This is a genomic window from Planococcus halocryophilus, assembly GCF_001687585.2.
GTDB lineage: Bacteria > Bacillota > Bacilli > Bacillales_A > Planococcaceae > Planococcus > Planococcus halocryophilus.
In genome coordinates this window covers 2,948,418-2,968,327 of sequence record NZ_CP016537.2, presented here as the reverse complement: position 1 = coordinate 2,968,327, position 19,910 = coordinate 2,948,418, and the positions used below count along the sequence as shown (strand labels likewise).

17 protein-coding genes and 1 other annotated feature are annotated in these 19,910 nt (G+C 39.7%); of the genes, 13 read left to right on the top strand and 4 right to left on the bottom strand.

From position 1 onward, the window contains the following. Positions 1-190 precede the first annotated feature (190 nt). Genes BBI08_RS14655 through BBI08_RS14645 form a run of 3 tightly spaced genes read right to left on the bottom strand, consistent with a single transcriptional unit; the run spans position 191 to position 4,134 of the window. Positions 191-2,785, bottom strand: a complete 2,595-nt coding sequence (locus tag BBI08_RS14655) for a YfhO family protein (protein ID WP_065528273.1) — start codon at positions 2,783-2,785, stop codon at positions 191-193. Between the two features lie 19 nt (positions 2,786-2,804). After that, positions 2,805-3,200: a GtrA family protein gene (locus BBI08_RS14650; RefSeq protein WP_008430244.1), complete on the bottom strand. Its 396-nt coding sequence runs from the start codon at positions 3,198-3,200 to the stop codon at positions 2,805-2,807. Continuing rightward, positions 3,190-4,134: a glycosyltransferase family 2 protein gene (locus BBI08_RS14645; protein ID WP_269466085.1), complete on the bottom strand. Its 945-nt coding sequence runs from the start codon at positions 4,132-4,134 to the stop codon at positions 3,190-3,192. The genes BBI08_RS14650 and BBI08_RS14645 overlap by 11 nt, the downstream gene beginning before the upstream one ends. Positions 4,135-4,410: 276 nt before the next feature. Here BBI08_RS14645 and BBI08_RS14640 point away from each other — a divergent pair, with 276 nt between their 5' ends. The 11 genes from BBI08_RS14640 (at position 4,411) to serA (ending at position 16,740) form a co-directional block, all read left to right on the top strand. Then, positions 4,411-5,028, top strand: coding sequence for a TerD family protein (locus BBI08_RS14640; RefSeq protein WP_008498411.1), 618 nt, complete (start codon positions 4,411-4,413; stop codon positions 5,026-5,028). A 14-nt stretch (positions 5,029-5,042) separates the two neighbouring features. Beyond that, a complete protein-coding gene (locus tag BBI08_RS14635) occupies positions 5,043-5,621 on the top strand; it encodes a TerD family protein (protein WP_008498412.1) in 579 nt (192 codons plus the stop codon). Positions 5,622-5,728: 107 nt separating this feature from the next. Continuing rightward, the gene (locus BBI08_RS14630; protein WP_065528272.1) at positions 5,729-6,874 is read left to right on the top strand and encodes an HpcH/HpaI aldolase/citrate lyase family protein; all 1,146 of its coding nucleotides are present in this window, start codon (positions 5,729-5,731) and stop codon (positions 6,872-6,874) included. Then, positions 6,807-8,177 (top strand): phosphoribosyltransferase domain-containing protein, encoded by a 1,371-nt coding sequence (locus BBI08_RS14625; protein ID WP_236610242.1) that lies wholly within the window; start codon positions 6,807-6,809, stop codon positions 8,175-8,177. The genes BBI08_RS14630 and BBI08_RS14625 overlap by 68 nt, the downstream gene beginning before the upstream one ends. Continuing rightward, on the top strand, positions 8,174-9,283 hold the full coding sequence (locus BBI08_RS14620) for a cysteine protease StiP family protein (RefSeq protein WP_008498415.1): 1,110 nt from the start codon (positions 8,174-8,176) through the stop codon (positions 9,281-9,283). Before BBI08_RS14625 ends, BBI08_RS14620 begins: the two co-directional genes overlap by 4 nt. Then, positions 9,280-10,095, top strand: a complete 816-nt coding sequence (locus BBI08_RS14615) for an HAD family hydrolase (protein WP_065528271.1) — start codon at positions 9,280-9,282, stop codon at positions 10,093-10,095. Before BBI08_RS14620 ends, BBI08_RS14615 begins: the two co-directional genes overlap by 4 nt. Before the next feature lie 24 nt (positions 10,096-10,119). Beyond that, positions 10,120-11,733 (top strand): YceG family protein, encoded by a 1,614-nt coding sequence (locus BBI08_RS14610; protein WP_065528270.1) that lies wholly within the window; start codon positions 10,120-10,122, stop codon positions 11,731-11,733. Positions 11,734-11,753: 20 nt separating this feature from the next. Continuing rightward, positions 11,754-12,836, top strand: a complete 1,083-nt coding sequence (locus BBI08_RS14605) for a toxic anion resistance protein (RefSeq protein ID WP_065528269.1) — start codon at positions 11,754-11,756, stop codon at positions 12,834-12,836. Positions 12,837-12,854: 18 nt separating this feature from the next. Next, positions 12,855-13,433: a TerD family protein gene (locus BBI08_RS14600; RefSeq protein WP_008498421.1), complete on the top strand. Its 579-nt coding sequence runs from the start codon at positions 12,855-12,857 to the stop codon at positions 13,431-13,433. A gap of 239 nt (positions 13,434-13,672) precedes the next feature. Beyond that, positions 13,673-13,899: a binding site (T-box leader), on the top strand. A 94-nt stretch (positions 13,900-13,993) separates the two neighbouring features. Then, a complete protein-coding gene (locus BBI08_RS14595) occupies positions 13,994-15,157 on the top strand; it encodes a pyridoxal-phosphate-dependent aminotransferase family protein (protein ID WP_065528268.1) in 1,164 nt (387 codons plus the stop codon). Next, positions 15,154-16,740: a phosphoglycerate dehydrogenase gene (gene serA / locus BBI08_RS14590; protein ID WP_008498422.1), complete on the top strand. Its 1,587-nt coding sequence runs from the start codon at positions 15,154-15,156 to the stop codon at positions 16,738-16,740. The genes BBI08_RS14595 and serA overlap by 4 nt, the downstream gene beginning before the upstream one ends. Before the next feature lie 279 nt (positions 16,741-17,019). Here the strand turns inward: serA and BBI08_RS14585 are convergent, their stop codons facing one another. Beyond that, positions 17,020-17,808 carry an HAD family hydrolase gene (locus BBI08_RS14585; RefSeq protein WP_008498423.1) on the bottom strand — a complete coding sequence of 263 codons (789 nt, stop codon included), beginning with the start codon at positions 17,806-17,808 and terminating at the stop codon, positions 17,020-17,022. A gap of 137 nt (positions 17,809-17,945) precedes the next feature. Here BBI08_RS14585 and BBI08_RS14580 point away from each other — a divergent pair, with 137 nt between their 5' ends. Both BBI08_RS14580 and BBI08_RS14575 read left to right on the top strand, forming a co-directional pair. Continuing rightward, positions 17,946-19,043: a nitric oxide synthase oxygenase gene (locus tag BBI08_RS14580; RefSeq protein WP_065528267.1), complete on the top strand. Its 1,098-nt coding sequence runs from the start codon at positions 17,946-17,948 to the stop codon at positions 19,041-19,043. 147 nt (positions 19,044-19,190) lie between these two features. Then, positions 19,191-19,910, top strand: a complete 720-nt coding sequence (locus tag BBI08_RS14575; protein ID WP_008498424.1) for a YebC/PmpR family DNA-binding transcriptional regulator — start codon at positions 19,191-19,193, stop codon at positions 19,908-19,910.

Here is a 19,910-nt window from a genome sequence, read left to right as displayed (position 1 = left end):
ACACGTTAAAGCAACATAGTAAACGAGATTAGGTGAAACCACTTCTTTTGTAGGAGGAGAAATTCCATATAAGGTTAGTATTTCCTAAGGAGTAGCAGTGAAAAAAACGCCCCTATTTCGACTGGTCATAAAAGTCGAAATAGGGGCGCTTAAAGTAGGAGAAATAGTAGAGTTGCCAATATTTTCACTACTAGTAATTATTTATTCTTTTTCTTTTGCGAAAAACCAAAGCAAAACCGAGAAGCATAGACACTAAACTAATTGCTGCTGCAGGTTTGAAAAATGGTGGGCGGTACGAGAGAGAAATGTTGTTGTTGCCAGCTTCTAATGGAATGGCTATAAAAGCAAAATCAGCTTTTAACACTTCTGCTTGTTCTCCGTTAATTGTTGCTTGCCAGCCTCGCTCATAAGGAATAGTTAGTTTTAAGTATTCATCATTCGCGGCATTATCATAATTTAAGCTCACATGACTGCCATCAATTGATAAATTGCTCGATAAATCAGGCTGTGCCGCTTGTTTGCGCAAAGCTTGATAAGAAGCCGAATATACTTGAATTTCCGTTATTTCATATTCACCTTTAGGCAAGCGGATTTCAATAGATTCTTCAGCTGGGATACGAATGGTTAAGTCATCTACAAATGTTTTATAAATCGACTGATTGGATTTTCTAGTCGTTTGGTAGTCATTTACTTCGAGCAGAAAGCCTTGGTCTTCTGCTTTTGTTACCAAGTTGAAGGAAACGAACAAATCACCACCAGATTTAGGTGGTTTTTCCAAGTTTAAGTTCAAGCCTCCGGTTCTTTCAACTACTTTTAATATGCCATCATTGAACGTAGCCCCAATTGTGGCAGGGTCAAAGTTTAAAATGTTTTCATCTGGCTCTGGTAAAGGGTCAGCAACCTTGCCTCGATCAAGTACGACTCCTGTCAATATAGCCTGTTCACGCATTAACGGAGAGGCGGCCGCTAATTGCTGTTCTTCATAAACGCTAGAGGTAGCACGTGCGAACGGCAAGACATAGTCATTTTTATAAATGATGTATTTAGGAGAAGCATGAATTTCATCGAAACCATATGGAATATTGGAATCTCCACGGGAGCGAATAATGTATTTTCCTTGGAACATACTATACAAGTTTGCGCGGTTGCCAAGCGTGGCATAGCGGCTGACGCTTTCACGCCCCATGTCGATTTCAAGATCGTATAAATAAAAATACAATAGATTTTTATTTAAAATGCTGGAATACGCACTAAACCCTTGGAAATCTTGAACAATTGGAGTATTGTTGCGAACGCCTTCCATCCACTCAATGCGGTAAGGTCCGCCATTTTCTTTTTCATGAATATATTTCAATAGTTTTTTGATTTCGGGATCGTCATAATCGACACCTGTCATTAGTTCTTTGCTAACTTGCGAAATTTCTCCTTCTTCAAGGATTTTTTCGGTTTGATACAGGTTGGCAAATAACAAGGTCCACAGCAATAGAGATGCCATTAACGAATATTTAATAAGGTTTTTATTGAATAAGATGTATAGCAGCAACAGTAAAAATGTAATGACTAAAGCGCTAATCGCTAGAGTTGAAAATTGCGAATCTATTTCAAAATATTCATCTTTCCACACGTAAATCAAAAAGCTGGAAATCGTCAATATAGCTGGTATGACAAAGCGTTGCCACGTGAATTTATGCAAATGGTCAACAGCAACAGCAACTGCTCCACCCATAACCAACGATAAAAAGTATTCCCAACGATACTGAGGAGCAGAAAAACCGTTAAAAGCACTGCCAATCATTGGACTATTGTGCATAATGATGGCCGCAATTCCAAGAAGCGCAAACAAGCGGAATGTTTTATCACGGTATAAGAACCAGCTAAATAACACAAAAACGAAAAATGCAGGTAAGACAATTATGGAGCTAGTAAACAAAATATTATCGATAGTTTCGTCCATCCAAAGGATTTCTTGTTTAAAAACTGGTCTATGGTTATTTAAGTATGCATAGACAGCTGGTATAAACGACACCGCACTGATACCAGCACCAATAGATCCAGCGACAAAAAAACTTATCATGCTTTTCTTTTTGGTTTGTTCATCCTGAGTTAATGGGATAAATAAACGGAACAAAATATAAATAGCGGTCAGTAACAGATTAATATAGGCAAAGTAAAAGTTATCAATCATGGAAATCGCTACGGCAGTTACAAACCAGCCGGGTTTTTGTTCGCGGAAAATCTTTTCAACGCCAAGCAATAAAATTGGCAGCCACAAAAAAGCATCCGCGAAAAATTCCCAATACGTAACGTGGCGGAAGTACATGCCAGAAATGCCGTAAAGTGAAGCACCGACTAACGCTGCTGGTTTTGATATGTTCATATACATAAATAATCGAGTTGTGATAAACAAGACAGCTGCTAAACGAATAATACTGATGAAAACGGCAGCGTTTGCCCAAAACAAAACATCAGTAGTTTGAATAATGTGTAGCGCTTTTAGTATAGATATCATTATTACTGAAACCAAGAACACAATCGAAGTAGAAAAATAATAAGACAGTTCACTAAATGTGCCAGCCCCTAAACCAAAATCGAACGAATAAAAAAATTCGCCTTGTGTATATTGTTCATAGAGAAGGTGTTTAAAAGGCATCATTTGTGAAAGGCCATCATTAATCCCCACCATAAAATGTTCGGTTGACCATTGCTTGAGAAAAACAATATGGCCTATCGCTGATAAGAGTAGACTGACGAATATGAGAAGAATAACAGGTCGTAACTTTTGCATAGTGTCACCATCTTTTTACTTATTTTGGTGAAGGTGTGTCTTTAAGGATTTTGCTCGATACGATAAAGGTTATGGGAACTGTGAATAATACCGCAGCAAAAGGCGCGATATTGCTGTTGAGGTGCAGAAATTCAACAAAAACAAAAATAAGTATAGTCGAAACTGACATATTCACAACTTGTGTTAATGGGAAATACAAATATTTTTTAAGAGTCGGCTTAATGCGATACGTGACATAACAGTTTAAGAAAAATGAAATATTTAAACTGATTAAAAAGCCGACGATATGTGCCAATAGGTAAGGCAAATTGAAAAGGTTATGAAGAACTAAATAGATTGAGTAATAACTCAAGGTATTAAGGACACCGACAAATATAAAACGAGTAAATTCAGTATTGAGCGCTTTAAGATTCATGGTATTCATCCGCATTGCTGATATCTACAAGAAAGTGAGGACGTTGCTTTGTTTCATTATAGATACGACCAATATATTCGCCAATAACGCCAAGGCTGATTAATTGAATGCCACCAAGTAACAAAATCGCTGTAATCGTCGTAAAGTAACCGGGAGCACCAATACCTTCTTTCATAATATTGTAGAGTGTAAAGAAAATATAAATGAGAGACAAGAATAAGACTAAAAAGCCTGTGTAAAAACAAATGCGCAAAGGCTTCATATTAAATGAAATGATGCCGTCGATGCCATAATTGACGAGATTGCTAAAAGACCATTTTGAATCGCCATCGGTCCGTAATACATTTTCATAGTTAATGGTCTTTTTACTAAGGCCAATCCATGAGAACAAACCTTTAGAAAAACGATTGCTTTCACTTAATGCCAAAATGGCATTGATGGCTTTACGACTTAATAAACGGAAGTCTCCTTCACCGTCTTGCAAATCGACATCAGTGATTGAATTGATGATTTTGTAGTAAAGAGAAGAAAACAAAGAACGCACTTTAGAATCACCTGTACGTGATCGTTTAGCTACCACTTGGTTAAAGCCTTCCTCATAGCCTTGAATCATTTCACCAATCAACGTAGGCGGATGTTGCAAGTCACTGTCCATGACAATGGCTGCATCTCCTTTAATGCGTTTTAAGCCAGCGAGCATCGCGGACTCTTTACCAAAATTACGTGTTAGCGAAATATATTTTATATGTTCATGCGCTTCAGCTAATTTTAAAATTTCCTGTAAGGTGTTATCACTGCTACCATCATTAATGAACATAATTTCATAACGATAGGGAAGCGACTCTAGTTCCTGCATCAATTTATCGTACATTGCTGCAATATTGGCTTCTTCGTTATAAGCAGGAACCACGATCGAGATAAGCTTCATTTTTATTTCCCCTCTCCGATTGTTACTGAAATGATTTGCTAGCTCCCATTATCCATGCTATTTAAGAAGTGAGCATAAGAAAATGAAACTTTCTAGCTTTATATACGTATTAGTATACGTCAGGTGTTTTAAGAAAACATTTGTTTGAAGATTCAGCGTGTTTTTATAACCTTGGAAATTCCAAATGACTGAACTTTCCGGTAAACTTTATTCGTTGAATTTTACATGTTAGACCAATACCATTAAAATAGAATACATAATGATGAATGGAGAGTGTTAGGAATGGCGATTAATCTTGTAAAAGGTCAAAAAATCGATTTAACAAAAGGACGTTCATCGCTTTCGAGCATTATGGTTGGCTTAGGCTGGGATCCAGTAGCAACTAAAAAAAGTGGAGGCTTCATAAGTAATCTATTAGGCGGAGGCGGAGGCGGCGGAGCTGACGTTGACTGTGACGCATCGGTCTTATTACTGGATGAAAACGGCAAGTTGACTGCTAAAGAAAACTTAATCTATTTCGGCAATAAAAAAAGCAAAGACGGTAGCGTAGTCCATTCTGGTGATAATTTGACTGGAGAAGGCGACGGCGATGATGAAATGATCAATATTGATTTGAAACGAATTTCACCGTCAGTTCACCGTTTAGTTTTTGTTGTAAACATTTACAACGCACAGAAAAAGAAACAAGATTTCGGTATGATTGAAAATGCATTTATTCGTTTAGTCGACAACCAGTCGAAAGAAGAATTGGTTCATTATAACTTAACAGAAAACTATGCTGGCAAAATGTCGTTAATTACAGGCGAACTTTACCGTCAAGGAACTGACTGGAAGTTTTCTGCGATTGGTGAAGGCGCATCAGAACCTGATATCGGATCAATTGCAAACAAATATTCTTAAGGAGTGTTGAAGTAATGGCAATTAATTTATCAAAAGGTCAAAAAGTAGACTTAACTAAAAGTAACCCAGGCTTATCAAAAGTAGTTGTTGGTTTAGGATGGGATACAAATAAATATGACGGTGGACAAGACTTTGACTTGGATTCTTCAGTCTTCCTATTGAATGGCGAAGGAAAAACAGCATCAGAAGCTGATTTCATCTTCTACAATAATACGACTGGCGCTGCCGGTGCTGTAGAGCATACGGGCGATAACAAAACAGGTGAAGGTGATGGGGATGACGAACAAGTAAACGTAAACTTATCAGCTATTCCTGCATCAATCGAAAAAGCCACTTTTGCAATCACAATCCATGATGCTGAAGCACGCGGTCAGAATTTTGGCCAAGTAAGCAATTCATATGTGCGTATTGTAAATGGTGATACAAATGAAGAGTTAATCCGTTACGACCTTGGTGAAGATTTCTCAATTGAAACTGCTGTGGTTGTCGGTGAACTTTACCGTCACGGTGGAGAGTGGAAATTTAATGCCATTGGCAGCGGGTATCAAGGTGGCTTAGAGTCGCTTGTGAAAGACTTTGGCTTAAACAGCTAAGGAAACGATGGAAAAGCAAGGAGACTGTCTCCTTGCTTTTTCTCCATTCATAAAGGAATGGATAATTTGAACGGGCTGTTACGGCAGCATGCCGGGAGGGATCATGTATGAGACATTTTAACGGATTAACCGATTCTGATTTAAAAACTTTTTTTAAATATTCCCCGGCAGAATTTAACCGTGATACAAAACGGGAAACATTAAGTTTAGCACTGGGCGCAGCACTTTATACACCGGGATCTAGAGCAGATTTTGCTCAAAAGATTTTGAATGGTGAATATAGTAAAGGCGCATTTGCTGGCTTAACCACATTAATTATCTGCCTAGAAGATGCAGTAGCGGATACGGAACTAGAGCAAGCGGAAAAAAATGCAATAAGTGAATTTAAAAAGCTTGAAGAAGCAAGTGCTGAACAATTGGCAGCAGGTCCCATTTTGTTTTTACGAATTCGTACACCGGATCAATTGGATAAATTGATCAAAAATGCCGGAACCGCTTTAAGTGTTATAACAGGAATTGTTTTTCCGAAATGTTCACCTGACACTTTACCATTGTTTTTTGAAGCGCTCAATCGTGCCAGTGAAGCAGCTGGTAGAAAGCTATACGCCTTGCCTTTACTTGAAACAAAAGAAGTGTTGTACAGCGAATCTCGTGAACAGACTTTAGCGGAATTATATAAAATTATACAGTCAGAAGCAGAACGAATTTTGACCGTTCGCGTTGGGGCAACCGATTTTTCTAGTCTTTATGGCTTGCGGCGTCCGGCTGAACGGACGATTTATGATGTTCACATCATTCGTGATTGCCTGATTGCTATATTAAACCAGTTTGGTCGTTCAGAAGACGGGTTCACAGTTTCAGGTCCTGTCTATGAACATTTTTCGGTCGGAGAAAGGCTTTGGCTTTCTTCAAAACCAGAACAAACCCTTTGGGAAGAAGTCCAATTGGATATATTAAACGGGTTTAAAGGGAAAACATGCATTCATCCTTCTCAAATTCCAATCGTTAATGCCGGACACATCATATCTTTCGAAGCTTATGAAGACGCCAAATTAATCCTCAATGAAAGTAAGGGGAGAAATGGTGTTTTACAAAGTCCTAAACGTAACAAAATGAACGAAGTAAAACCGCATTTGAGCTGGGCAAAAAAAGTAATTGCTCAAGCGGAAGTCTATGGGGTGCTGAATGAAAACTATCAACCAATCGACGTCCTCAATCATCTCCGGGCGAACCAATTATCAAATCAATACTAAATTATGGGATAACTTAAATATTCATATTTCAGTTACAGATGCTTATCCTGGGCTTTCCCCAGAATCGCTTTTTTCTGTAGCTTTACGTGTCAATAAAAAGCGTCAGTTTTTATTTGTCAGTAAGCTGATTGCCAAACATTTAGCTGTAAATCCTTCCGTAGCCCTTGGAACAGGAACGTTACTAGCTTCTTTGTTAATGGAAAGAGCAGGTCTTAAAGGGTATTCTAATACAGCTCATCTTGTGGGAATGATTGAAACAGGTAAAGCCAATCGTGAACTAAGCATCGAATCACTCGAATTCAAAAAAGCGTTACCGCAGAAAACGGTTTTTATCGGAATGGCTGAAACTGCGACAGGCCTTGGTCATTCGGTTTTTCAGCATTTTGAAAAAGCAGCTTATCTTCATACAACTCGTGAAGAAATTGTTGGCATGACCCCATCTTTTGTCTTTGAAGAAGAACATTCCCACGCAACTTCCCATAAAGTATATGCACCTTCAGGAATGCTTGAAGAAGCTGAAACCATTGTGCTAATTGACGATGAAATTTCAACAGGCAATACTTTGTTAAATTTGGTTTGTGCATTAGATGATCAATTTCCTGGGAAAAACTACGTGTCGCTGTCGATTCTCGATTGGCGAAATGCTAGCCAACGAGAAAAGATAGAAAAAATGACAAGTAGCCGAGAAATCAGCTTGAAAATCTTATCGTTAATGTCCGGTGATTTTGAATTAGTTCATAGCAGAGCACCTGAAGAACCTACAGATACGCTGCTAAACGGGACAGGACAAAGAGTTCCAACTATCCAAATAAGCGAAAACAAATTATCGGTTGTTTCGAAAACAAAACAACAGTATATTTCGCATACGGGGCGCTTCGGCCTTACGAGTAAAGAACACGATGAAATCACAAATTGGGCAGAAACTGCAGCAGCACAAGTTGCTAAAAAAAGCGATAAAGCATTGGTCATTGGAGTAGGGGAGAATATGTATTTGCCAATTCGTTTTGCTTTAGCATTAGGAGGCAATTCACTCGTACAGACGACGACGCGCAGTCCGATTTTCGCCGCAAAGACAACAGGCTATCCAATTCAAGAAAAAGCGAAGTTTGATTTACCAGATGCTGAAGAGATAAGCCAATTCATCTACAACTTGAATGAATTGGATATTGATCGGATTTATTTACTTGCTGAATCGGTTATCGATTCCTCTGAATGGCAGCCCTTACTTGCTTATTTAGAAGAAAAAGCACCAGTAGAATGGATATCTCTAACAACTACCAAAAGGAGTGAAGAAATCGAATGATAGCTACCGGTTTAGTAAAAACGAGTTATCCGAAAGAAGACATCACTTTCCTATTGAAAGATGTAAGCGAAGTATTTACTGAAAGTACATTAGAAGAGCGCGAAAAAGCAGTTCAAACAGGTGCTCATTACGCAGAGAGACTTCCGATGGAATATCGACCTTCTGATGAATATACAAAGCTTTATCACGAAACAGTAGTAAAAACGAAAGAACAACTGGCTTATTTAGTAGGCCTCGTAACACAGCGTATTTTTATGAATGCAGGAACAGACGATGTTGTCCTTGTTTCTTTAGCGAGAGCAGGTAGCCCAATCGGCATCTTAATTCGCCGTTACGCTGAAAAAATATTGAATATGAAATGGCCACATTATAGCGTCTCTATTTTGCGTGATAAAGGAATTGATGAAAAAGCGATCGATTCAATACGTGCTGCACATCCGACAAGTCGTATTCAATTTGTCGATGGATGGACCGGAAAAGGGGCAATTCAAAAGGAATTGACCAAGGCGGTAAATCATCTCAATAAAACGAAAAACTTGAATCTCCATGATGATATGGCCGTACTGGCCGATCCCGGAGCGTGTGCAGTATTATTCGGTACGCGCGAAGACTTTCTTATTCCGAGCGCATGTCTGAATGCGACAGTATCAGGACTCGTGAGCCGAACCATTTTAAACAAACTGTATATCGGTGAAGATGATTTCCATGGTGCGAAATTTTACGGTGAATTGCTGGAAGAGGATTTATCAAATGACTTTGTCGATCAAATTACAGATTGTTTTAAGGGTACACAAGAAAGAGTCGAAAAAGACGCTGTCTCAACTCCTGTAACAGCAAAAAGAACGTGGCAAGGAATGAAAGAAGTCGAAGAAATCGGTCAGCAGATGTATCGTGAAACCGATTATCATTTGATTAAACCAGGCGTTGGTGAAACAACGCGCGTTTTGCTACGCAGAAGTCCGTGGAAAGTTCTTGTTAACAGCTTGGATAATCCGGATGTACATCATATTTTGATGTTGGCAAAAGAAAAAGACGTGCCGGTCGAAGTGATTCCAGACTTGTTTTATCGCGCAATCGGTTTGATCCGTTCAGGTAAAGAAATATGACGGTATTATTCGCTAGCGATTTAGATCAAACATTGATTTATTCCCGTAATTCAATGGGAATGGACGTCACGGAAGAAGAGTTAGTTGAAGTAGAGCGCTACGAAGGCAAGCCTTTGTCATTCATGACAAAAAAAAGTCAATTGGCTCTATGGAATATTGACGATTCAACCTTTTTTCTTCCGGTGACTACACGTACGCAAGCTCAATACGAGCGAGTAACCGGTATTTTTGAAGGGCAACAACCTCCACGTTTTGCGGTTATTTCTAACGGAGCGGTTATTTTAGAAAATGGTCAGCCGATTAAGGAATGGTCCGACCAAATTCGCCAAACGTGCACAAATCGTAAAACCGTTATAAAGGAATTACTACCGGAAATTAATCGGCATTTTTCAGAAGACTGGGTAGTTAAAGTGAGAGAAGCAGACAATTGGTTTGTTTATTTAATCATCGATCGTGCTCGTTTTCCTGAAGACAAGTTAGATTTTTACACCGCCACTTTTAAAAAGCTTGGCTGGGGATTATCACTTCAAGGCAGAAAACTTTATTTTATGCCAGAAAGCATTACGAAAGCAGGGGCAATGGAGTATATTAAGACACATATAGGTGCTAACTATGTCGTTGCTGCTGGAGATTCGTTATTAGATCTAGATTTATTGGAAAGTGCCGATTATGGCATGCTTGCCTCTCACGGTGAAGCTGCGAGAAATGCTGCTCCTATTTCAGCTCATATTCGTAAGACAGAAAATTACGGCATTAAAGCAGGCGAGGAAATTTTAGCTCGTGTTGCTGAGATATCACTGCAACGTCAGTAAGCAACAAAGCAAGGAGAGATTCCAATGGTTCAATTGAATCCAATCCCCGCTAAAACCTGGGATCCGGAGAAAATCGGGGAATGGCTGAAAAAACCGATAGTGGATCACAGTGAAACGAAAATTGAAGAAACTAGCATTACGTATCCACAGTTGCTTGGACAAATTACGGGCATGACACTTGATGCGGATGAATATTTCGCATCAATCTATGACGTTATGGAAGAGTCAGAGGGTCGGTTGATTCGACTTTCTGATAATATGAACAAGTATATTGAACAAGATCGATTGCGAACACTTCAAGATTTATTTGAAATGAATAAAAAAGAAAAAGGGTTATCGCCCAATCGAATGACAGCTTTTCTTGACGGTAAAGGACTACTCCCTAAGTTAAAAGACGTGGATCTCAATAGACGTTTGCGAATTGTGTTGATTGATATTTTGAAAGCGTTTCAAGCGCAATCAGGTGGAGATACGACTCATTCGTCTTTCCGTCGTGTGACGACAGACTTGGTTAAATGGATATTTAATCATATCGAACCTGAGATTGAAAAGTTGGATCTAGAAAAAGGTTTGCCAGGATTTTTATGGTATGGCAGCGTTACAGAAAGTGAAAGCTGGTTTTTAAAGTTAGCAGCTGCTTTTGGCTTTCACATTATTGTTTATGACCCAACAGGAGAGCGTTGGTTTGAGAAAGCTGTTGGAAGTGAAGGTATTCATAGTCATAGTTTCCAAGTGAATGCCGGTTCACTCTTGCCTTTTCCGGAAGAAAAACCAAAACGCGTAGGAACAGTCGCTTACCGAGCAACCCAAGAAGTAGATCGTCTTTTGCATCATGATGATTCGGGACTCTATAAACCATTTCAATTCAAATCTTATTTAACACAATCCGTTCGATTGAAGACAACAATGGACGAAGGATTTATGCTTGCTAAAGAACGTGCGATGGTTCGGCCATCCTTTTCAGTAGGGAGTGGACGAGTCAACATTCCTGTCGTCTTTTCCAAAGTAATGGGCATTGAAAAAGACCGTAAACGTTTTTGGGACAATGTTCATAACTTAACCGAGCGTGAAGACACGAAGTTGATTCGAAGTTTTCCGTTTATCGAAGAACGAAAGGGCAATCAGAAATTTCATTACCGCGCAGCGCTTGGGAAAAATGGACAACTTGATCCTGAAAAGATGAAATCCGCACATTGGTGGAAATACAATAAATTACCGGACGGCGTGCAGACTGCAATTGCTGCAGCAATTTCAAGACATGTAGAAAAACCAATCTTGCAATCTCAAAGTAGCGAGTCGTTTGAAGAGTTGCAACTGTATGCTTTTTCGCAATCGATGGCATTACCAGATTCGGTCATTCAATTGATTCAGTTGTTTGATTATCCCCAATTTGTACCGACAATGCTGTTTTATAACGAAGAAAAAGATGGTGAATTGAGCCGTGCAGATGCTAATGCAATCGCATTAATTCATGTGTTTGGTCTCGATGTGATTGTCATCAATCCTCAAGGGCATCAAGATATAGAAAGATGGATTGATGCAGAGTCATTTGATACGCATTGGCTCGATGAACGGAGTTTTAACGAGCCTTACCGCGAGCCGTCCGTAGTGAAGAAAATTTTCAAAAAATGGCTATAGCCAAAAAGGAGTGAAAACGGATGACCAATATGCCAGATCAAATCGAACAACAAGAATTGGTGATGAAAGATGAAAACCAATTAAAAGTTCAGTTGAAAAAAGACCCTGAAGTTCTTCAATTAGCTGGAAAAATTGATCCGAAAAACCAAATCGCTTTATTGGAATTTGGCCGTGAGCCAGCCAATGAAATTTCCGCTTTTACTGGAAAAGTCTTAAACTCAGTTCAAGCAAATAGTATGGAAGAGTCTAGTGAATTACTTAAGCAATTAGGTAAAATTATGGACAAATTCGATAAAAAAGATTTCGTTGAAAAAAAAGGTTTTCTCAATAAGATTTTCAATAAGGGCAATAAAGTAATCGAACAATTATTTAATAAGTACCAAACGATGGGAACTGAAATCGATAAAGTATACATTGAAATTACAAAGTATGAAGGCGAAATGAAGAAATCGACAACAACTTTAGAAGAACTATACAATCAAAACTTCAATTACTTCATGGAGTTAGAAAAATACATTGCAGCAGGCGATATTAAAGTAGAAGAGTTAAGAGCTCAAGAGCCAGCTGTTCGTGCAAAAGCAGAATCTGGAGATCAAATGGCGTTAATGGAACTAAACTCTTTGCAAAATGCCATTGAGCTTTTAGAACAACGTGTTTACGACTTAGAGATGGCAAAACAAGTTTCTTACCAGTCGGCGCCTCAAATCCGTATGCTTCAACGCGGGAACACAAAGCTTATCGGAAAAATCAATTCAGCTTTCGTTACGACCATTCCAATTTTTAAAACAGGTTTGATCAATGCCATTGCAGCTAAGCGCCAAAACTTAGTAGCCGAATCAATGAGTGAATTGGATCGTCGCACGAACGAAATGCTGTTGAATAACGCTAATGATATTTCACGTCAAAGTGTAGATATTGCTAGAATGTCTGGTCAACCGAGCATCAAGATTGAAACCATCGAACAGACATGGGAGACTATTATGCAAGGGATGAACGACACACGCGAAATCGAGCAAGAAAATCGTAAAATGCGTGAAGAAGGACGTCTCCGCATCGAAGAATTGCAGAAGAAATATGAAGATGCTCAACGTAAAGCTAATTAACTAGAGGAGGAATTTACGATGTCAGCAATTAACCTTTCAAAAGGACAGAAAATCGATTTAACAAAAACAAACCCAGGTCTTACAAAAGTGGTCGTTGGTTTAGGTTGGGATACGAACAAATACAGCGGTGGCGGCGATTTCGATTTAGACGCATCGATTTTCTTAGTAGGTGAAAACGGCAAATCACGCGGACCAGAAGACTTTGTATTCTACAACAATCTTGAAGGCGGAAACGGATCTGTTGTTCACACAGGAGATAACTTGACTGGTGAAGGTGACGGCGATGATGAGCAAGTGATCGTTGATTTGCCAAACGTTCCTTCTGATATTCATAAAGTGGTATTTACAGTTACGATTCATGAAGCAGACAGCAGAGGCCAAAACTTTGGACAAGTTTCGAACGCGTTCATCCGCATTATGAACGAAAACTCAAATGAAGAACTCATCCGTTATGATCTTGGAGAAGATTTCTCAATCGAGACAGCTTTAGTAGTTGGCGAGTTATACCGCCACGGCAACGAATGGAAATTTAACGCAATTGGCAGTGGCTACCAAGGTGGCCTTGCAGCATTAGTAAATGATTTCGGCTTAAGCTAATACGAACCGCCCATTAAGCTTTTGGTGGGCGGTTTTTCTGTGCTAATTTTTGGGAAACAAAAAGTATTGTAGAAATAGACGGGCTTGATTGAATTATGAAAATTTTTTTGGGTTTCTTGAAGTCTTGTGGCTACTAGGTTTATGGAAAGTGGAAACGCTTGCAAAATAATCTTAATATTTTTTATATATTGACAATGGTTTTATCGCTGTATATGATGGAGTCAATTCAAATATACAGATTAACTATGTTGATGGAGATACACTTTGTGCAAGGAAATCTCAAGAGAACTGATGGTTGGTGAGAATCAGTGGTTTCAGCATTTAGTAGCACTCCTGAATAGATGGATTGAACAAATCAGTAGGTCCATCCGATTCGTGCCCGTTACGCATGTGAACCAATGAGACTGTCAGTTTTTTGACAGTGAATTAGGGTGGTACCGCGAACAGAAGACTCTTCGCCCCTTACATCTTTATGTAGGGGGAGAAGGGTCTTTTTTCACTTTAATACGTAACTTACTGACCCGTGGAAGCGGGGAAATCGAGAGGGGAATAGAATCATTATGCTGACAGACCAACAAATTTTACGAATCCCAGGACCAACGCCAATCCCACCAAGTGTGCAACGCGCGATGACACAACCGATGATTGGACACCGCGGACAAAGTACATCTGACATGATTAGTGACATCCGACCAAGACTAAAACGTGTTTTTGGAACAGAACAAGAAGTCATCATTTTGACTGGCAGTGGAACTGCGGGACTAGAAACAGCTGTAGTCAATACAGTTGATGCTGGTGAAGAAGTTCTGGTTCTTGTAACAGGCGCATTCGGTGATCGATTTGCGAAAATTTGTAAAGCATATGAGATTCAAACTCATGTTTTCGAAGTAGAGTGGGGACAAGCCGTAGATCCGGAAGCGGTAAAGAACTTCCTTTCGGAACATCCAGAAATCAAAGTGGTATTTTCTACATTTTGTGAAACTTCAACAGGGGTTCTAAATCCAATTAAAGAATTGGCTGCTGCTGTAAAAGAAGTATCAGAAGCTCTTGTGATTGTTGACGGCGTATCGTGTGTAGCAGGTACGGAAACCGAGATGGACAAATGGGGAATTGATGTAGTCGTGACAGGTTCACAAAAAGCCTTTATGCTACCTGCAGGACTTTCGTTTATCGCAGCAAGCGAACGCGCATGGAAGAAAATCGAAGCTAATTCGCAACCACGATTTTATTTGGATCTAAAAAAACACCGCGACAATATTTTAAAAGATACCACTCCCTTTACTCCGGCCTTGTCGATTTTATTTGGCTTACAGCAAGTGCTTGTATTGTTGGAAGAGGAAGGCTTGGAGAACGTGTACGCGAGACATCGCCTGATGAAAGATATGACACGTGCAGCGTTTAACGCATTAGGTATTCCATTGCTAACTTCTGATAAAGATGCTTCACCAACTGTTACTGCTGTAAAACCAGATGATTTTGATGCTGAAGAATTCCGTAAAGTCATGAAGAAAGAATTTGCTTTAGAAGTGGCAGGCGGTCAGCAGCATTTAGCGAAAAAGATTTTCCGTATCGGTCATATGGGCTATTGCTCTCCGGCAGATATGTTACAAACTATCGCAGCGATGGAAATTGGTTTGATGAAAGTCGGGAAAGAAATCGAACTTGGTAAAGGAACTGCCGCTGCACAGCGAGTATTTTTAACAGAAGGAGCTAAAACGAAATGACATTTCATATACTAATTAGTGACCCATTAAGCGAAGAAGGAATTTATCCTTTACGCCAGGCAAATGGTGTAAACATCGTCATGGAAACCAATTTAACTCCAGAACAATTAGAAGATCGTATTCATGGTTTTGACGCCTTACTCGTACGTAGCCAAACGCAAGTAACACGTGAGTTGATCGAAAAAGCATCGAACTTAAAGATTATTGGACGTGCCGGTGTTGGAGTCGATAACATCGATTTAGAAGCCGCCACAGAGCACGGAATTATTGTTGTAAATGCGCCGGATGGTAACACCAATTCAGCTGCAGAACATACGATGGCGATGATTATGTCGATGGCACGTAAAATTCCTCAAGCTTTCCATGCATTGCGCAATCAGCAATGGGACCGGAAATCATATGTCGGCGTCGAATTAAAAAACAAGACGCTTGGTGTTGTTGGATTTGGACGAATCGGGCAAGAAGTAGCGGCACGCGCAAAAGGTCAGCGAATGAATGTTATTGCGTATGATCCTTTCTTAACGGCTGAAAAAGCAGAAAAACTGGGTGTCGATTTTGGCTCGGTAGAAGATGTTTTAAGAGCAGCGGATTTCATAACGGTCCATACACCGCTATTAAAAGAAACAAAGCATTTGATCAATAAAGAAGCATTTGAAATTATGAAAGACGGGGTTCAAATTGTCAATTGTGCACGAGGCGGTATTATTGATGAAAATGCGTTGTACGATGCTGTGAAATCTGGGAAAGTTGCCGGAGCAGCACTTGATGTTTTTGAACAAGAGCCAATGGTTGATTTTCGTTTATTGGATTTACCAGAAATCATCGCGACACCTCACTTAGGCGCAAGCACCTTTGAAGCGCAAGAAAGCGTAGCTGTGGATGTTAGCGTGGACGTCGTGAGCTATTTCACGACTGGCACCGTACGCAACTCAGTCAATCTACCATCAGTACCTAAAGAGATTATGAAAAAAATCGAACCTTATTTTGATTTGTCAGAACGTCTAGGTGCTTTTCTAACAGATTTGACAGGAACAACGGCAGAGGAAGTTACTGTTCGCTATGCAGGAGAATTAGCGAATATGGATGTAAGGCCGTTAACGCGTAATATGTTAAAAGGGATGCTGAAACGTCATCTTGGTAAGCAAGTCAATAATGTAAATGCTTTGTATCTGGCCAACCAAAAAGGCATCGTAGTTACCGAACAAAAGACTACTGAATCGAAAGGGTTTATGACGCTCATCACAGTAGAAGTAAAAACGGCTAATGGCATTCGAAAAGTGGCTGGGACATTATTGAACGGACAAGGCGCACGTATTGTCAAAGTAGATGATTATTTAGTAGATGTTGTCCCAGAAGGACATCTATTGTACGTTAGTCATAATGACCGTCCGGGTGTTATCGGACGAGTGGGAACTTTACTGGGTCAAGAAAATGTCAATATTGCTACAATGCAAGTGGGACGGTCGATTGTTGGAGGAAGTGCCATCATGATGTTATCAATCGATAAACCTGCAGAAGCAGGCAGTCTCGAGCAATTGGCGAAATTAGATGAAATTCAAGGAGTTACAGCTATTAACTTATAAAAATTAGAAAGGGCTGTCCCAAAAAGTCATAAAACATGACTTATGGTGACAGCCCTTTTGTCATTCCTGAAAAGGCCGGCTAATTTCCATTGCGGCGGACGCTTTCCGCGGGTACGGTCTCTGCTGCTTCCCTCGCTCTGCTCAGTCCAGTAGCTCCGACTCGCACTGTTTCCGCTGGAGTCGCCGCCTCCATTTCAATCAGCCTATTCTCCAACTGTATAGAAAGCAAAATTTTTCTCTAACAATTATTAAGAAACTCATGGAATAGCCTCTTTTTGATTAAAGTTGTTCTAATAATTGAAGTAATTCTTCTAAATGCTGTATTTCATATGTCGGTATGATGGTTTCATGAGGAGCTTTTTGTTCACGGTTGATCCAAACAGAGCGGATGCCTACTTTTCCGGCACCGATAATATCTGTCATTAAATTATCTCCGACCATCAATACTTCGTCGGCGGTAAAGTCGAATTTAGATAAAGCATGATAGAAAATGTCAGGGTCCGGTTTTCCTTTTCCAAATGCACCAGATACGATGATGTGATCGAAAAAAGGCGCGATTTCAGGTGTGATTTCAAGTTTGAGCTGTTGCAAACTAGGTGAACCGTTTGTTAGTAAAAGCAACTGATAATGTTCTTTCAATTCAGCCAGTACATTTAGGCTTTCTTCATATAGGACAGGATTTCTTTTACGTGCTTCAGGAAAATATTCAGCGAGTTGACTGCCGATTTCAGCACTATCTTCAACCCCAATTCTCTGTAAACCAAGCGTCCAAGCTTCCTGGCGATAACTCGGAACGATGGTTTTCATCTTTTGAAAACCTTCTCCTTCATCATCAAAAGTTCCCCATAGTCCTTCAAAAGGATTAATGCCTATCATTTTCGTAAAGTCATATGTATCGTACCCTGAATACAGTTCAGTTGCTGCAGCTCTCACGGCTTCTTCTAAACCAGAACAAGCTTGCCCTGTTAATTCTTCGGCCAAAAGACATGTTTCTTGAAATGCTTTTTCTACACTTTTTTTATCCCATAACAACGTATCATCCAAATCGAAAAAAATCGCTTTTACCATCGGTGTGAGCTCCTCCTGACAATATCTTTACTTTTCATTTAGTGTACTGGAAAAGCGCATGGAAATATAGGGGTTCAGAGAACTGTCACAGAAAAGAGGGGGGTTCAAGTGTATGATATGGATAAGGAGTGAAGACAATGACCATTAGCAATTCGACGATGCTTTTATTAGAAGAAGCGACTAACTTTATAGAAGCTTGTTATGGAGAGCTTGGGAAGAGTGAGGCCGAAAAATCGAGCAGATTGCTCGAAATAAAAATAGACATCAAAAATACTGGAACTTACACACATCGTTTCGAAGAGTTGGAACATGGCGCACGCATGGCTTGGCGCAATAATAATCGCTGCATCGGTCGGTTGTTTTGGAACTCACTAACGGTCTTTGATGAAAGGCATCAAACGAGTGCAGACGATGTTTTTGATGCTTTGGTTCGGCATATCGACTTTGCTACAAATGGTGGCAAAATTCGCCCTACAATTACGGTTTTTCGTCAAGAGCAGGAAAACAAAAAATCAATGCGCTTATGGAATCACCAGCTAATCCGTTATGCAGGGTATGAAACAGCGGAAGGCATTATTGGCGATTCAAGTTCAGTTGAATTAACAAAACGTTGTCAAAAACTTGGATGGCAAGGAGCGGGATCCGCTTTTGATATTCTGCCACTAGTTCTTGAAATGCCGAATGGTGAACTGTTTTTAAAGGAAATTCCGCAACGATTGATTAAGGAAGTTGAAATAGATCATCCGGAAATCCCTGGGTTTTTACAACTAGGATTGAAATGGTACGGAGTTCCTTTAATTTCTGATATGTTACTAGAAATTGGTGGCATTGAATACAAAATGGCACCTTTTAATGGTTGGTATATGGGCACTGAAATTGGTGCAAGAAATCTTGCAGATGAAGACCGCTATAATGCTTTGCCGGTAGTAGCAGAACTTATGGGGTTGAATACACAGTCAAATCGTTCTTTATGGAAAGACAAAGCATTAGTTGAATTGAACATTGCAGTTTTAGAGTCTTACCAAGAAATGGGCGTCACCATCGTTGATCATCACACAGCAGCGAAGCAATTCAAAAATTTTGAGAAAAAAGAAGAAATCGAAGGACGAGATGTTACTGGGAACTGGGCGTGGCTCATTCCACCGATGTCTCCAGCTACGACGCATATTTTTCACAAGCCTTATAAAAACAAGTTGGTCAAACCGAATTACTTTCACCAACCTTCTCCGTATTAATAAGTAGAAGTTGATCTGGCATACCTTTTAAATGGGTTAAAACAGCAGTTTTTATTAGCGATTTGCGGTACATTTGAATGATTTGTACTATAATAGTAGATAGTGAATAGTATGTAATGTGAAAATTTGAAGAGAGAAGGAAATTTAATGGGACGCAAATGGAATAATATTAAAGAAAAGAAAGCATCTAAAGATGCCAATACAAGTCGAATTTATGCAAAATTCGGCCGCGAAATATATGTAGCTGCTAAACAAGGTGAGCCAGATCCAGAATCTAACCAAGCCTTGAAAGTAGTATTAGAACGAGCAAAAACTTACAGTATTCCACGTGCAATTATTGACCGTGCAGTTGAAAAAGCTAAAGGTGGATCAGAAGAAAGCTATGATGAATTGCGTTATGAAGGTTTCGGTCCAAATGGCTCGATGGTGATCGTAGATACGCTAACGAACAACGTTAACCGTACAGCTTCAGATGTTCGTGCAGCATTTGGGAAAAATGGCGGCAACATGGGGGTCAGTGGATCGGTTGCTTATATGTTCGACCACACGGCTGTATTTGGTGTCGAAGGAAAAACAGCTGACGAAGTTCTCGAGTTGATGATGGAATCCGACATCGATGTTCGTGACATTATGGAAGAAGAAGACGGCGTAATCGTCTATGCAGAACCCGATCAATACCATTTAGTACAAGAAGCATTTAAAACTGCGGGGATTACAGAATTTACTGTAGCCGAGTTGACTATGCTTGCTCAAAACGAATTGCCATTGCCAGAAGATGCGCAAGCACAATTTGAAAAAATGATCGATGCGATTGAAGATTTAGAGGATGTACAACAGGTTTATCACAACGTAGATTTAGAAGGATAA